8 protein-coding genes are annotated in these 15345 nt (G+C 64.8%); 7 read left to right on the top strand and 1 reads right to left on the bottom strand.

Features of this window, described 5'->3' with window-relative positions; all coding sequences use genetic code 11:
* Window positions 1–65 precede the first annotated feature (65 nt).
* Window positions 66–686: a TetR family transcriptional regulator gene (locus DOM41_RS03065; protein WP_110685388.1), complete on the bottom strand. Its 621-nt coding sequence runs from the start codon at window positions 684–686 to the stop codon at window positions 66–68.
* A gap of 167 nt (window positions 687–853) precedes the next feature.
* Here DOM41_RS03065 and DOM41_RS03060 point away from each other — a divergent pair, with 167 nt between their 5' ends.
* The 7 genes from DOM41_RS03060 (at window position 854) to treY (ending at window position 15306) form a co-directional block, all read left to right on the top strand.
* Window positions 854–2182 carry an efflux RND transporter periplasmic adaptor subunit gene (locus tag DOM41_RS03060; protein ID WP_110685387.1) on the top strand — a complete coding sequence of 443 codons (1329 nt, stop codon included), beginning with the start codon at window positions 854–856 and terminating at the stop codon, window positions 2180–2182.
* A complete protein-coding gene (locus DOM41_RS03055; RefSeq protein ID WP_110685386.1) occupies window positions 2179–5376 on the top strand; it encodes an efflux RND transporter permease subunit in 3198 nt (1065 codons plus the stop codon). The genes DOM41_RS03060 and DOM41_RS03055 overlap by 4 nt, the downstream gene beginning before the upstream one ends.
* Window positions 5377–5767: 391 nt before the next feature.
* Window positions 5768–7357, top strand: coding sequence for a glycogen synthase GlgA (glgA, locus tag DOM41_RS03050; protein WP_110685385.1), 1590 nt, complete (start codon window positions 5768–5770; stop codon window positions 7355–7357).
* Window positions 7354–8709, top strand: a complete 1356-nt coding sequence (locus DOM41_RS03045) for an alpha amylase C-terminal domain-containing protein (protein ID WP_110685384.1) — start codon at window positions 7354–7356, stop codon at window positions 8707–8709. Before glgA ends, DOM41_RS03045 begins: the two co-directional genes overlap by 4 nt.
* Window positions 8706–10553: a malto-oligosyltrehalose trehalohydrolase gene (gene treZ, locus DOM41_RS03040; RefSeq protein WP_110685383.1), complete on the top strand. Its 1848-nt coding sequence runs from the start codon at window positions 8706–8708 to the stop codon at window positions 10551–10553. The genes DOM41_RS03045 and treZ overlap by 4 nt, the downstream gene beginning before the upstream one ends.
* Window positions 10550–12700 (top strand): 4-alpha-glucanotransferase, encoded by a 2151-nt coding sequence (malQ, locus tag DOM41_RS03035; RefSeq protein WP_110685382.1) that lies wholly within the window; start codon window positions 10550–10552, stop codon window positions 12698–12700. The genes treZ and malQ overlap by 4 nt, the downstream gene beginning before the upstream one ends.
* Window positions 12697–15306: a malto-oligosyltrehalose synthase gene (gene treY, locus DOM41_RS03030; RefSeq protein WP_110685381.1), complete on the top strand. Its 2610-nt coding sequence runs from the start codon at window positions 12697–12699 to the stop codon at window positions 15304–15306. The genes malQ and treY overlap by 4 nt, the downstream gene beginning before the upstream one ends.
* Window positions 15307–15345: the final 39 nt, after the last annotated feature.

The following is a 15345-nucleotide window of genomic DNA, read 5'->3' as shown; positions in this document are numbered from 1 at the left end:
GTCACCCCTGTGAGATGACGTGGGGGAAACACGGCGTGTGCCCCGCCGCGGTCAAAAAGATTGCCCTAGGCTGCATCCTGCACAAGGCGATCGAAGTAGGTATTAATCATGCGCGGGCCCACGTCGGCGATATCGTATCGCTCCGGGTCCCGCAGCCAGTCGTGCATCAGGCCGCCGAACATCGCCATCAGCATGCGACAGGCGATCTCGGGCTCGATGCCTGTGACGAGCATGCCCTGACGTTGGGCGATGCTGAAATGCTCCATCATCGTGGCAAAGCACTCCTCGGCGAGCTGGTGCTGCAGCGCGAGCGTGTCGACATCGCTCGAGGCCTCGCAGCAGTGGAGGAGGATGGTGTGGACCCGGCGTGAACGGGGGCGCTGCAGACGCTCGAGCGCGTGCAGCGTCGCCAGACGCAGGCTTTCGAGGGGTGCCTGGGGGCGCTCGGGGTCCTCGACATCGTCGAGGAGCTGGCGCAGCGGCATCTTCACGCGCTCGACCATGGCGTGGAAAAGATCGGCCTTGTTCTTGAAATGCCAGTAGACAGCGCCGCGGGTCATCCCCGCCTGGCGAGCGATCTGCTCAAGCGACGTCTTGGAAACGCCGCGGACGAGAAAGACTGTCTCGGCGGCATCGAGCAGCGTTTCTCGGGTGGCCTCGGCTTCGGCCTTGGTTCTCTTGGGCATGGCAGACTCGTCGGGAGCGTGAAGTGGCGTGCGCGGCGGGGCTTTCTGACGGCCCGCTTCATGGCATTGGCTGTCAGCATATCCAATAATCGGTAAGTTTACATTCATGTATGTATGCCTGTAAGCTCGCTAAATTCCTTTAGGCTCCTCATTTTCAGGATGGACTCATGCGCCCCAACCTTCTCACTCGCACCCTCGGTCTGGGCGGTGCGCTGCTTCTCGGACTGTCATTGGCGGCCTGCGGGGGCAGCGACGACCAGCAGAGCGCCCAGCAGGGTGGTGGCCAACAGGAGCAGCCGCCCAAACCCGCCGAGGTGGTTCAGATCGAGTCACGCGACATCACCCTGAGCAAGGAGTATCCGGCTCAGGTGCGCAGTGACCGCGAAGTCAACGTCATGGGGCGGGTCGAAGGCATCCTCGAAGCGCGCCACTACCGCGAGGGCAGCATGGTCGAGAAGGGCGACGCGCTCTTCACCATCGAGCCGGCGCCTTATGAGGCGACGGTCGAGCAGCGAAAGGCGGACGTCGAAAGCGCCGAGGCCGAGGTCTATCGCGCCCAGCGCGATGCCGAGCGATATCAGCGACTCTACAACCAGAATTCCGTCAGCCAGCAGCAGCGTGATCAGTCCCAGGCTGATCTGCGCACCGCTCGCGCGACGAAAGCGCAGGCCGACGCCGCGTTGGATAGTGCCCAGATCGATCTCGGCTACACCGAGGTCAACGCCCCGGCCAGCGGCATGATCAGTCTGAGTCAGGTCAATGTGGGCAATCTGGTCCAGCCGCCGCAGGCGCTGGCGACCATCACCCCGCTCGATCCCATCGAAGTTCGATTCTCGATGCCCTCCGGGGATGCCTATGCGCTTCGCCAGCAGCGCCAGCAGGGCAACGACGAAGCCAATGCCGTGGTGCTGACCGCGCCGGACACCGCCAGTGCCGCGCGTGATCCGCTCAAGCTTGCCGGTGAGATCGACTTCCTCGGTTCACGTGTCGACGAGTCCACCAGCACGGTTCAGGTCGAGGCAGTCTTCGACAATCCCGATGGGCTTTTTCTCCCTGGCCAGTTCGTGCGCGTGTCACTGCCGAAACTCAAGCGTTTCGACGTCTACGCCGTGCCGGCGATCGCGGTGACGGAAGGGCTCAAGGGGCCGCAGGTGCTCGTGGTGAACGACAACGGCAAGGCCGAGTCGCGTTTCGTCTCGCTCGGCGAAGTCGCCGGCGACTGGCAGATCATCACCGACGGCCTGGCGCCCGGCGATCGCGTCGTGGCCTCCGGGATCGGCAGCATTTCGGCGGGCGACAAGATCGATCCGAAACCGTTCAGCGGGGAAGCCGCACAACCGCAGGACAACGCGGGGTCCAACCCGTCCCAGGCGCCGGACGCCAAGGGCGGCGAAGGCGTTCAGGGCGGACGTGAAGACGCCCAGCAAGATCGCGATGCCCAGGCCGCTAGCGATGAACAGCAACACAGCGACGCACAGGGCGGAGCCAACGGATGAATTTTTCCAGCGTCTTCATCAGGCGACCGATTTTCGCAACGGTCGTCTCGGTCATCATCACGCTGATCGGTCTGATGGCCATGCGCTCGCTGCCGATCGAGCAGTACCCTTCGGTAGTGCCGCCGACGATCAGCGTCTCCGCCACTTACCCGGGCGCCAGCGCGCAGACGGTCTCCGACACCGTGGCGGCGGTGCTCGCGCAGGAGATCAACGGCACCGAAGACATGATCTATCTGACCTCGTCGAGTTCCGACAGCGGTCAGATGTCGATGAGCGTCTACTTCAGCATCGGTACCGACCCCCAGACCGCAACGATCAACGTCAATAACCGGGTTCAGCGGGCGCTGTCGCAGCTGCCCAGCGAGGTGCAGTCGCAGGGCGTGACGGTCGAGCAACGCTCTTCCAGCGTGCTGCTGTTCGTCGCGCTCACCGCCGACGCGGAGTCCGATGCCTACGACTCGCTGTTTCTGACCAACTACGCCAATATCAACGTCACCGACGAGCTCAAGCAGCTACCGGGTGTCGGTCAGGCCGAGGTCCTGGGTAGCCAGGAGTTCGCCATGCGCGTTTGGCTCAATCCGGACAAGCTGGCGCAGTATGATCTCACCCCGGCCGAAGTCTCGGCGGCGATTCGGGCTCAGAACGCCGTGGTCGCGGCAGGCAAGCTGGGTGCGGAGCCTCAGAGCGACCCAACCCCCTATACCTACACCATCACGACGCAGGGACGTTTCGAGAACGTCGATCAGTTCCGCAACATTCAGCTGCGGACCAACGAGGACGGCTCGTCGCTGAAGCTCAGCGACGTCGCCCGTATCGAACTGGGCAAGAACAGCTACGGCATCCAGGGTTACGTCAATAACAACCCCATTGCCCCGATCGCCATCTACCTGCAGCCAGGGGCCAATGCGCTGGATGTGGCGGCCGACGTGAAGTCGTCGATGCAGAGGCTGAAAGAGCGCTTCCCGCCGGGGCTGGACTACGAGATCCCCTACGATACGACGCTGTTCATCGACGCCTCGATCGAGTCGGTGGTGCACACCTTCCTCGAGGCGCTCGCGCTGGTTGCGATCATCATCTTCCTGTTCCTGCAGAGCTGGCGCTCGACGCTGGTGGCGATGTCCGTGGTACCGGTTTCGGTCCTGGGGACCTTCGCCGGCATGTACCTGCTGGATTTCTCGATCAACCTGCTCTCGCTGTTCGGGATGATACTGGCGATCGGGATCGTGGTAGACGATGCGATCGTGGTGATCGAGAACGTCGAGCGAATACTCGAAGAGGATGAAGACGCGACGCCGATAAGCGCGGCGCTCGAGGCCATGAAGGAGGTCTCCGGCGCCGTCATCGCTACCTCGTTGATCATGACGGCGGTATTCGTCCCGGTCGGCTTCATGGGCGGTCTCACCGGGCAGATGTATCAGCAGTTCGCCATCACCATCGCGATCTCGGTGGCGATCTCGGCGGTCGTGGCGCTGTCGTTCACGCCGGCCATGAGTGCGATCTTCCTCAAGCGCCAGGCGAAGCGGGAGAACCAGTCCAAGTTCGTTCAGGTCATTCGCAAGCCGTTCGACTGGTTCAACAGGCTGTTCGACAAGATCACCGATGTCTTCATGGCAATCACCAACTTCCTGATCCACCAGCTTTGGCTGGCGGTTCTGGGACTGGTCGCAGTCGGCGTGGCGTCCTGGTTGATCTACTCGCAGCTACCCTCCGCGCTGCTGCCGTCGGAAGACCAGGGGGTGGCGCTGGCCAGTGTGACGCTGCCGGCCGGCTCGTCGGTGGCACGAACCGATGCCTACATCCAGGAACTCAGCGATCGCTTGCGCGAACAGGTGCCGGGGATCAACTTCGTGGTCGGCATACCGGGCTTCGATATCCTCTCGGGGTCGCCGAACACGGCCAAGGGCACGGTCTTCGTGACGCTCAAGCCCTGGTCGGAACGTGATGTCACGGTCGATCAGCTCACCGGCAAGATCATGCAGCTGGGCGCCCAGATTCAGGGCGGCCAGACCATGGCCTTCAACATTCCGCCCATTCAGGGCTTGTCGCCTACCGGGGGATTCACCGGCTATCTGCAGTCTTTCGACGGTGACTCCTCGCAGGAACTCGCCGGTGCGGCGAATCAGATCATGGCGGCGGCGGCCGAGCGCCCGGAGCTCGCCAACGTCTTCTCGAGTCTCGATGTCAACGTGCCGGTCTACCGTGCCGACATCGATACCGACAAGGTGCGCAGCCTCGGGGTGGATATCAGCGATCTCAACACCACCATGGCGAGCACGTTCGGCAGCGCATTCGTGAACTATTTCACGCGCTCGAGCCGTAACTTCCAGGTCTACCTGCAGTCGGAAGACGACTTCCGCCGTAATCCGCAGGACATCAGTGGTGTCTATGTTCGTGGCGGCGACGGTCAGCGCGTGCCACTGTCGGAGCTGGTAACGCTGACACGCGACAAGGCACCTACCGTGCTGCAGCGGTACAACGTCTATCCCGCCGCGCAGTTCTCTGGCGGCCCCGCCCCGGGCTACAGCTCCGGCGAGGCTGTCCAGGCGATGCAGGAGGTCGTTTCCGACACCCTCGGAACGGACTACGGCATGGGCTGGTCGGGCGAAGCCTACCAGCAGACCAATGTCGGGACGGCGGCGACGCTGGCGCTCTCGTTCGGTATCGTGATGATGTTCTTGATCCTCGCGGCGCAGTACGAGAGCTGGACACTGCCACTGGCGGTTGTGTCGGCGGTGCCTTTCGCCTTCATCGGTGCGATCCTCGCCGTCTTCCTCGCGGGGCTCGGCACCAGTGTCTACCTGCAGGTGGGACTGTTGGTGGTCGTGGGACTGGCAGCGAAGAACGCCATCCTGATCGTCGAGTTCGCCGAACAACAACGAAAGCATGAAGGGATGTCAGTGGTCGAAGCGGCGAAAACCGCGGCTCGACAGCGTTTTCGTCCGATCGTCATGACCTCGCTGGCGTTCATCGGCGGCACGCTACCGCTGGCGCTCGCCTCCGGCGCCAGTGCGGCCAGCCGTAACCAGATCGGGACACCGGTCGTCGGCGGCATGCTCTCGATCACGCTACTGGCCACCATCTTCGTGCCGGCGCTCTATGTGCTGATCATGAAGGTGACGAACTGGGTGGGCTCGAAGTTCAAGCGTCAGGACGACGCCAGCGACGAGGCGCAGCGCTCGCCGACCACCACCTGAGCGTTGGGGGCGGCGCCAACGCCGCCCCGTCGACGCGCTCGGCGCCGCAAGCGGTGGCGACAAACGCGAAATATAATGAAGAAAAAAGGCAACCCTATGAAAGGGTTGCCTTTTTTATTTCTGAGGCGAGCGATTTAACGGCGCGGCGAAAGAGTCTTTGACGCCGCGACGCCCCTGACTTATACCTTTTAGTCAACCCTTCAGCGATATCTCGAGACCCCGTGGCACGTTCGTGCCCTCGCTGATTGTCGTCTCTGTCCCTGCTCGACGAACCTCTCGACGCATCCTCAAGATTAACGCCAGTTATGGTGCCCCTGGACGGCGCCGTGCAGGATGCAGGCGTGCGTCGCTCGACGAGTCAGGATGACATCAATGTTCAGGGAGGCTGAGCATGACCCAGGCCGCAGTTCATGGAAGACGGGCCACCCTCGAACCAGCCGACAAGCCCGGCAGGCGCGACGGCGATCCTAATGATCGGGTGAAAACGACCTCGCTACCGCAGCTCAAGGTTTCCACGACCGTGACGCGCCGACGCGTACTGTTCGTGACGACTGAAATCGCCGACTTCATCAAGGCCGGTGGCCTTGGTGATGTGTCGGCGTCGCTGCCGCGGGCGCTGACCCCTGCCTACGACGTCAGAGTCGTGATGCCCGGGTATCGTCAGATTCTCGAGTCCGGCTATCAGATCGCCGTCGTCGGTCATTTGCCGGCCCGCTACGATCTGCCGGCCTGCGATATCGGCCAGCTCGTCTGCGATGACGGGCTGCTGATCTACGTCATTCTCTGTCCGGAGCTATTCGATCGCGTGGGTAATGCCTACGGCGACGAGCTCGGCGTTGGCTGGAGCGACAACGACATCCGGTTTGCCCGACTCGCGCTGGCAGCGGCGGAGATCGTCAATGCCCCGGCCCTGCTCGACTGGCAGGTCGATCTGCTGCATCTCAACGATTGGGCAACGGGGCTCGCCGCCGGCTACGTCCGCTGGCTGGGACGACGTTACGTACCCTCGGTCTACACGATTCACAATCTGGCCTATCAGGGACTTTTCCCCGCGGATCGCATGGCCGCGCTGGGCATTCCGCCGTCGGCATTTCATATCGACGGCGTCGAGTTCTACGAGCAGATTTCCTTCATGAAGGCGGGGCTTTCGTACGCGTCACACGTCACCACGGTCAGCAACAACTACGCCGACGAGATCACCACGCCGGCGTTCGGTTGCGGTCTCGAGGGATTGTTGAAAAAGCGCGCGCTTGAAGGTCGTCTCAGCGGTCTGCTCAACGGGATCGACGATCGCTGGGATCCCCGTGACGACCCGCATCTTGCCCCCAATTTCGGAATCAATGACTGGCACGGCAAGCGGGCCAACACGCAGCGCGTGCGCCGCATGTTCGGCCTCGATCCGAGCGGCGGACCGCTATTTGCCGTCGTCTCGCGCCTGGTCGCGCAGAAAGGGCTCGATCTAACCGCGGAAGTCGCCGAGTCGATCGTGCGGGCGGGCGGTCAGTTAGTGGTCATCGGCCGAGGCGAATACGTCATCGAGCAGTCGCTGATGGCCATGGCGGCACGCTTTCCGGGGCATGTCGGTGTCAATATCGGCTTTGACGAGGGTGAGGCACGCCAGATCTATGCCGGCAGCGATTTCCTGCTGATGCCGTCTCGCTTCGAGCCTTGCGGCCTGAGCCAGCTCTACGCGCAGCGCTTTGGCTCGCTGCCGGTAGCGCACCGCACCGGGGGGCTGGCGGACACCATTCAGGACGGTATCAACGGCCTGCTGTTCGATGAGATGAGCCTGGAGAGCTATCGCGCGACGGTCCTGCGCGCCTTCGACCTGTTCCATGCCACCGATCTCTTCTACGCCATGCGCCGGGCGGCGATGGCGGGGCGGCTGCACTGGCGTCAGGCCGTCGTTCCCTATCGCAGGCTCTACAGTGAGTTGATGTCCAACGCGAGCGTCGTTTCGAGTGCTGGAGAAGCGCCATGACCCCCTCACTCCCCACGGCAGGTGCCTGGGACCAGTTCGGCGCGTGGTGGCCGCTGGGCGCCGAGCCGCAGGATCGCTTGCTTAGTCTACTGCCGATACTGGCGATGGTGATGTCGGCGCCCAACGCGTCCGCCGCCAGGCCCACGCTTCACTGGGACGACCAGGACTGGATGCGGGCCCGCGCCGTTCGTCACGGCGGCGGTATGCCGCTGTCGTTCTACCGGCTCGATGCTGCGCCCTGGTTCGAATCGCGTTTTCCGCCACCGCTCGACTGGGAACGGCTGGCTCAGGAGCTCGTCCCCTACGTTGCCGACCTCGGTTTTACGCATGTCGCGTTGGATACCGCGCTGATGACAGCCGACGATACCGCGGCGGCGAGCTTCGTCGAAACCTGCCATGTCGCTGGCGTCGGCGTGGTCGTCCGTGACGATGGGACGTCGGCTGGTCACGCCAGTCACGGCGTCGATGCCAGCGGCTGGCGCGAGCGTTGCCGGCGACTCCACCTCGATGGCTTCGAGGAGACCCCGGTGGATGGTCGCCCTGCGCGCTGCTGGCTTTTCGTCGATGCCGAGGCCAGCCAGACACTCAGACTGGACTTTCGTCCTCGCTGGCGGCAGGCGAACACCGCGTATCTGGCGTACACCCCGGATGAGCGCACCGAGCATCATGACGCCTGGGTCGAAGCGCTGACGCCAGTGGAAAACGGCCGCGGTATTCTCGAGCAGTCGCCATCGGGGGAGGCACCGATCGGTCGCTGGCGCCGGCCCACTCATGGTGATGCGTGGCAGCGTTTCGCGACGCTGCGGGCAACGCTTGCCACCATGTGGGCGCTGCCGGGGGAGAAGTGGTTGAGCATGGGCGTCGAATTCGGCCAGGACCTCGCCGAGCCCTTCGACAAGTCGATGCACTGGCCGCTACTGCTCGAGACCCCGCATGCCGGCATGCTCCGCCTGGTTGCGGATCTCAATCGTCTCTACGTCAACGAACTGGCGTTGCAGGTCCGTGACAATGAACGCTACGGCTTTCGCTGGCTCGTCTCCAACGACAGTGATAACAACATCGTGATCTTCGCCCGACGTGCCGAAAGCGGCCACGGCACGCTGCTTTGCATCAGTAATTTCGACGCCCGCGTCCATCACGGCTATCGCTTTGGGGTACCCGCCGCCGGCCGCTGGCGGGAGATATTCAACAGCGACAGCGTCTTCTACGGTGGCAGCAATGTCGGTAATGGCCGGGTTCTCAATACCGACGCGGAGAGCAGCCACGGTTGGTCACAGTCGCTCTCGCTGATCGTGCCGCCCATGGCAACGCTCTTTCTGCGCCACGAAATCTGGTACGAGGAAGGGCTATGAGTTTGCCGAGCGCCGCCTCCGCCGATCCGGGCGTCGAGGCGCCCTTCGTACCGACCTATGGCGCCGCCCTCGGTCGCGAGGGGATGACCCGTTTTCGCGTATGGGCGCCGAGTGCGGCGCGTGTCGAGCTGGAGCGTGAAGGCGCCCCCGCGATGGCCATGACACCCACTGCCGACGGCGACTTCGTCGCCGAAGCGGCGTGCGCGGCCGGCAGCGCCTATCGCTATCGCGTCTTCGTCGAGGGCGATGAAACCGGGCTGGCCGTCCCCGATCCTGCCTCCAAGGCCCTTCGCGACGGTGTCGATGGATACTCGTTGGTCGTCGACCCGATGGCCTACGAATGGCAGCACTCTCAGTGGCGTGGCCGCCCCTGGGAAGAGACCGTCATCTACGAGGTTCATCTGGGCGCGTGCGGCGGGATCGACGGGTTGAAAGCCCGCCTTCCCGCCCTGGTCGAACTGGGCGTCACCGCGATCGAGCTGATGCCGCTCGCCGAGTGCCCGGGGAAGCGCAACTGGGGCTACGACGGGGTTCAGCCCTACGCGGTCGCCGCCTACTACGGGACGCCGGAGGCTTTGAAGGCGCTGGTCGACGCGGTTCACGGCCACGGTCTGATGATCTTTCTGGATGTCGTCTACAACCATTTCGGGCCGGACGGCAATTTTCTGCCGCACTATGCCCAGCGGTTCTTCCGCGAGGACCTTCAGACACCGTGGGGCGCGGCAATCGACTTTCGCGAGCCGCAGGTCCGCCGCTTTTTCATCGACAACGCCTTGATGTGGCTCGCTGACTATCGCTTCGATGGGCTGCGTTTCGACGCCGTTCACGCGATCGGCGAGCGAGACTTCCTGGTCGAACTGCAGCAGACCATTCGGCGCGAGATCGATGCCCGGCGCCACTGCCACTTGATTCTCGAGAATGAGCATAACGAATCCAGCCACCTCGGTGACGGCGGCTTCGACGCGCAGTGGGCCGACGACTGGCACAACGTGATGCACGTGCTGCTGACCGGCGAACGCGAAGGCTACTATGCAGACTTCGTCGACGATGCGACCGAGAAACTCGCGACGGTGATGCAGGATGGCTTCATCTATCAGGGTCAGCCCTCGCGCAAGGGGGCGCCGCGTGGCGAGCCGAGCGGGCATCTGCCGGCAACGGCCTTCGTCAATTTCCTGCAGAATCACGACCAGATCGGCAACCGGGCGCTCGGAGATCGCTTGACCACGCTGGTTTCCCCGCCAGCACTCGAAGCCGCCACCCTGGCGCTACTGCTCACGCCGCCCATCCCCCTGATTTTCATGGGCGAGGAGTGGGGCTCGGAACGACCGTTTCTGTTTTTTACCGACCACCGCGATGCGCTGGCCGATGCCGTCCGTGAAGGACGCCGGCGTGAATTCGCCGACTTCAGCGCCTTCGAAGACGCAGCGCAGCGCGAGCGAATTCCCGATCCCAATGCCGTTGCCACCTTCGAGGCGTCGTCGCTCGAGGCGAGCGAATCCGACGACCCCCGCCACCGCGCGCGACGCGAACAGTTCACACGCTGGTTGGGCCTTCGCCATCGGGTGTTGGTGCCGCGACTCGAAGGCGCCAGCGGGGCGCATGCCCGTGTACTGAGTGACCGAGCGGTCGAGGCGACCTGGCGACTCGGGGATGGCTGCCGGCTGACGCTGCGACTCAATCTCGCCGACGAGGCGGTCGAGGTCTCCGACCCCCTGATGGCCTGGATCGCGTCACGAGACGACATACGCGAGTCGCTCGCCGACGGCGAGCTGCCTCCCCACAGTGCGGCACTCTGGCTCGAGCCGGGTGTCGACCCCAGCGGCAAGGATGCCCAACCCCAATGAACGACGACGAGAGTGGCTCCACCCCGGAGACCGATCACGAGCGACACGATTACCCCGTGCTGCAAGCATTGGCCGAGACGGCCGGCCTGATTCTGGCGTGGTCAGGCAGCGACGATCAGCCGAAGACGCTGCCGCCACAGCGCCAGCGGGTAATGCTCGAACATCTCGGTTTCCCGGCGGCGGACGAGGAGCAGGCCAGTGAAAGCCTCGAACGGTTGAGAGGCCGTCTTTCGCCCCATGATTGCCACACGCTGCCCCCGCTATTGATCGCCGATCAGGATGTTGGCTATGCCGTGCCGCTGGCGAAGGCCGCCGGCATGGCATTCAGGCTGCGGCTCGAAAGTGGCGAGACGCTGGAGGGAACGCTCGACGATTGGGGCTGTCTGCCGGCGATTCGAGCCTGCGGCTACCACCGCCTGACGCTGACCGGTCGCCATGGCGAGGAGTGCGCGGCGCGCACCCTGGCGGTGGCCCCCTCGCGCTGTTTCATGCCGTCGGATGTCCTCTCCACGCAGTCGCCCTCGACCCACCTCTGGGGTGTCGCGGCCCAGCTCTACAGCCTGCGCCGCGAGGGGGATGGCGGCGTTGGCGATCTCGCCGGACTGAACGCGCTCTGTGGTGCGCTGGGCGAGGCGAAGGCGGACGTGCTGGCGATCAGCCCGATTCATGCCCAGCTTGGCGACGACGGCCACAACTACAGCCCCTACTCTCCCTCCAGCCGGCTCTACTATAACGTCTGGCATGCGGCGCCAGAGCTGCTCTTCGATGCGGAAACGCTGGCCGGACTGCGTGAGCCGCTTGACGAGGCCATGGCAGCCCAGGAGCAGGAGACGCTGATCGACTGGCCGCGCAGCGTGCGCTTGAAACTCGCGCTGCTGCAGCGGCTATTCGAGTATGTTCAGCGTGACGACAGTGCACTCGCGTGGCGCTCCCAGTTCGTCTCTTTCCGGCGTGACGGCGGCGAGGCACTCGAACGCCACTGCCGCTTCGAAGCCCTGCAGGCGCATGCCGAGACGCGAGACTGGCGGCAGTGGCCCCTCGAGTGGCAGGACGCCTACAGCGATGCGGTCGAAGCCTTCGTCAACGACCATCGTGAAGCGGTGACCTTCGCCGCCTTTCTGCAGTGGCTGATGGCGGCCGGACTCGAAGCGGTGCAGCAGCGGGCGAAGGAGGCGGGCATGTCGGTGGGGTTGATCGCCGATCTTGCGGTCGGCGTCGATCCCAGCGGCAGCCAGGCCTGGAGTTTTCCCGACGAGATGCTGACCACCTTCAGCGTGGGGGCGCCGCCGGATGCGTTCAACGCGCGGGGCCAGCAGTGGGGCGTGGCGGCATTCTCTCCGCTCGGGCTGGTCGACAGCGGCTATCGCGGCTTTCTGGGGATGCTGCGCGCCGGATTCGCCCACGCCGGCGGGCTACGTATCGATCATATTCTGGGGCTATCGCGGCTCTGGCTGATTCCCGAGGGGGCCGAGGCGGACGCGGGGGCCTATCTCCGCTATCCGCTGGACGACATGCTGCGTCTGGTCGCGCTGGAGTCCTGGCGACATCGGGCGATCGTCATCGGCGAAGACCTCGGTACCGTCGAGGCCGGGCTGCGTGACAAGCTCGACAGCCGTGGCGTGCTGGGTATCAGCGTGCTCTGGTTCGAACGCGACGGGGATGACTTTCTGCCGGCTGCCGCGTGGCGCAGCGGCACCATGGCGACCACCACCACCCATGACCTGCCCACCCTGGCCGGCTGGTGGCAGGGGCGCGATCTCGAGTGGCGTGAGTCGCTCGGTCTGTTCGCGGAGGGAGAGACGCTCGAGTCCAATCGCGCCGAACGGCGGCGGGACCGCCAACGCCTCGCCGAGATGTGCGGCCTCGGCGAGGCGTCCGACGGCGGACTCGATAGCGACGCCATCGACGTGGAAACGGTGATCGATGCGGCCATCGATTTCATCAACGCCACGCCGACGGCGCTGACGCTGCTGCCGCTCGAGGACATTCTCGGCCTTGTCGAACAACCCAATCTGCCCGGCACCATCGACGGACACCCCAACTGGCGACGTCGTCTCGCTGCGCCCGCCGGCGAGCTGCTCGACGCGCCGGCGGCGCAACGGCGGCTGTCACGGACGGCCAGCGCTCGCCAGGGAGACATGTCATGAGACCGATTCGTGCCACCGTGCGGCTGCAGCTGCACAAGGATTTCGACTTCGAACAGGCGCGTCAGCAGGTCGACTATTACGCCGCCCTCGGCGTCAGCCACTATTACCTGTCGCCGATCTTGCGCTCTCGCCGCGGTTCTCCTCACGGCTATGACGGCGTCGATCCCACGCGGGTCGACCCCGAGCTCGGCGGTGAAGCGGGTTTCCGGGCGCTGGTCGACACGCTGCACGCGCATGATATGGGCGTCATCGCCGATATCGTGCCCAATCACCTGGCCGTGAGTGCGGAGAACCCCTGGTGGCAGGATCTACTCGCCAACGGCCGCGAGGGTGAATTCGCCCACTGCTTCGACGTCGACTGGCATCAGCCGGGCGCTGACGGCAAGCTGCTGCTGCCGTTTCTCGGCGATCGCTATCAGGCCATTCTCGACGGCGGTGAGCTGACGCTCGTTCATGATCGTGAGCACCAGCGCTTCGCCATCGCGTATCACGACAACCGCTTCCCCATCGGTGAGCGCCATACGCAGTCGATTCTCGACCACGGGGACGGTCGCGACCCCGATGCCGCGCTGGCGTACTACGATGTCGCCACGGCGGCAGGCCGCGAGCGGTTGCACGCCCTGCTCGAGCAGCAGGCCTATCGACTGGCCCACTGGCGCATGGGGAACGACGCGCTCAACTGGCGGCGTTTTTTCGATATCACCGAGCTGGCCGGCATCCGCGTCGAGGACGAGAGCGTCTTCGATCTTTCCCACGCCTGCATTCTCTCGCTGGTGGAGCAGGATTTGATCGACGGCTTGCGCATCGACCACGTCGATGGCCTGGCCGACCCGAAGGGATACTGCTTGCGCCTGCGTCAGCGTCTCGACGCCATCGCCGAGCGAAGCGGCAGGGAGCAGCGGATCCCGATCTACGTCGAGAAGATTCTTGCCGGACACGAGACGCTGCATACCGACTGGGGCGTGGATGGCACCAGCGGCTATGAATTTCTCGATGTCGTCTCGGGTCTTCAGCATGATCCGGCCGGCGAGGCGCCGCTGAAGCAGCTTTGGCGCGATGTCAGCGGACGCAGCGGCGATTTCGCCGCCGAAGTCCGTGCCGCTCGTCGAGAGATGCTCGAGGGGCCGTTGACGGCGGAGTTCGAACGCTGCGTGCTGTCGCTGCGCGCGCTGGCGGTACGCGACGTCTCCACTCGCGAGCTCAGCGAGCCGACGGTTCGCCGCGTCCTGAAGGCGTTGGCAGTCGCCTATCCGGTCTATCGCAGCTACGCCGACGGTGACGGTCGCCCGCCTCAGGATGTCGCGGATTTTGCCACCGCTCGCGAGCGCGCGGCGTCAACGCTGTCGAAGCCGGACGCCGCGTGGCTGGACCGGTTTGACGCCTGGCTTGGCGGAGAAGCGCCCAGCGCGGGAGCCGGTGACGAAGCCGCCCTGCGGCTCGAGGCGATCGCGCGCTTTCAGCAACTAACGTCTCCACTGGCGGCAAAGGCGGTGGAAGATACCGCGGGTTACCGCTCGGCAACCCTGATCTCCCGCAATGACGTCGGCTGCGAAGGGGAGACGTTCGCCTATCCCCCGCAACGCTTTCACGCGCAGAGCGAGACCCGCAACGCGGCGTTCCCACTCGGCATGATCACCACCGCGACTCACGACCACAAACGGGGTGAAGACGTGCGCGCCCGCCTCGCCGCCATCAGTGAGCTGACGCCCACTCTGGTGCCGTGCCTCGATGCCTGGGCCAGCGACAAGAGACTTTACGACAGCCCCGAACGCCCCAGCGGCGGCGATCGCCTGATGCTGCTGCAGGTGATGCTCGCGGCATGGCCCATCGGGTTGGCCGCCGACGACCGCGACGGCCTTGCGAATTACGCCGACCGGCTCGTGGCGTGGCAGCAGAAGGCGATGCGCGAGGCCAAGCTCGATAGCCACTGGCTGGCGCCGGATGCCGACTATGAGCAGGCCGGGGAGGATGCCGTTCGTCGACTGCTCTGCGGGGATGATGTCACCCGGGATCTGGCCGCCGCCGCGGGCTGGCTCGATCTACCAGGGGCAATCAACGCCCTGTCGCAGGTCACGCTCAGACTCTGCGCGCCAGGCGTGCCGGACCTCTATCAGGGCACCGAGTTCTGGGACCAGACGCTGGTCGATCCCGACAACCGTCGCCCGGTGAACATGGCCGCGCGACGTGACGCCCTCGATGCGTTGTCGGCCAAGGAGGCGTGGCGACACTGGAAGGATGGCGGCGTCAAACAGCGCGTCGTCAAGCGTCTGCTCGCGCTGCGCCAGGCGCTCCCCTCGCTATTCGCCGAAGGCGACTACCGGCCGCTGAGTGCGCAGGGCGAGCAGGCAGACCACCTCATCGCGTTTGCCCGCACCACACCGACGGCGACGCTGATCGTCGCCGTTCCTCGGCTATCGTCGGCGCTGACCGGTAACGCCGACGCCACCCTTGAATGGGGCGATACTCGCTTGTCATTGGAGGGACTCTCCTTGCGTGCAGAGGGGGTCGAGCAGCTGACCGGTGAGCGGGTGTCGTCGGATGATGCCCTGCCGCTGAATCGCTGGATGCGCGAGTTTCCCTGCGCCGTCTGGGTCTGGCGTCCGTGACCGCAGGGGCTATGGTTAAAGAACCCGCCGGGGGCGAGA

Origin of the sequence: Salinicola aestuarinus (assembly GCF_003206645.1) — a bacterium.
GTDB classification, from domain to species: Bacteria; Pseudomonadota; Gammaproteobacteria; order Pseudomonadales; family Halomonadaceae; genus Salinicola; species Salinicola aestuarinus.
This window is presented reverse-complemented; position numbering and strand designations above follow the sequence as displayed.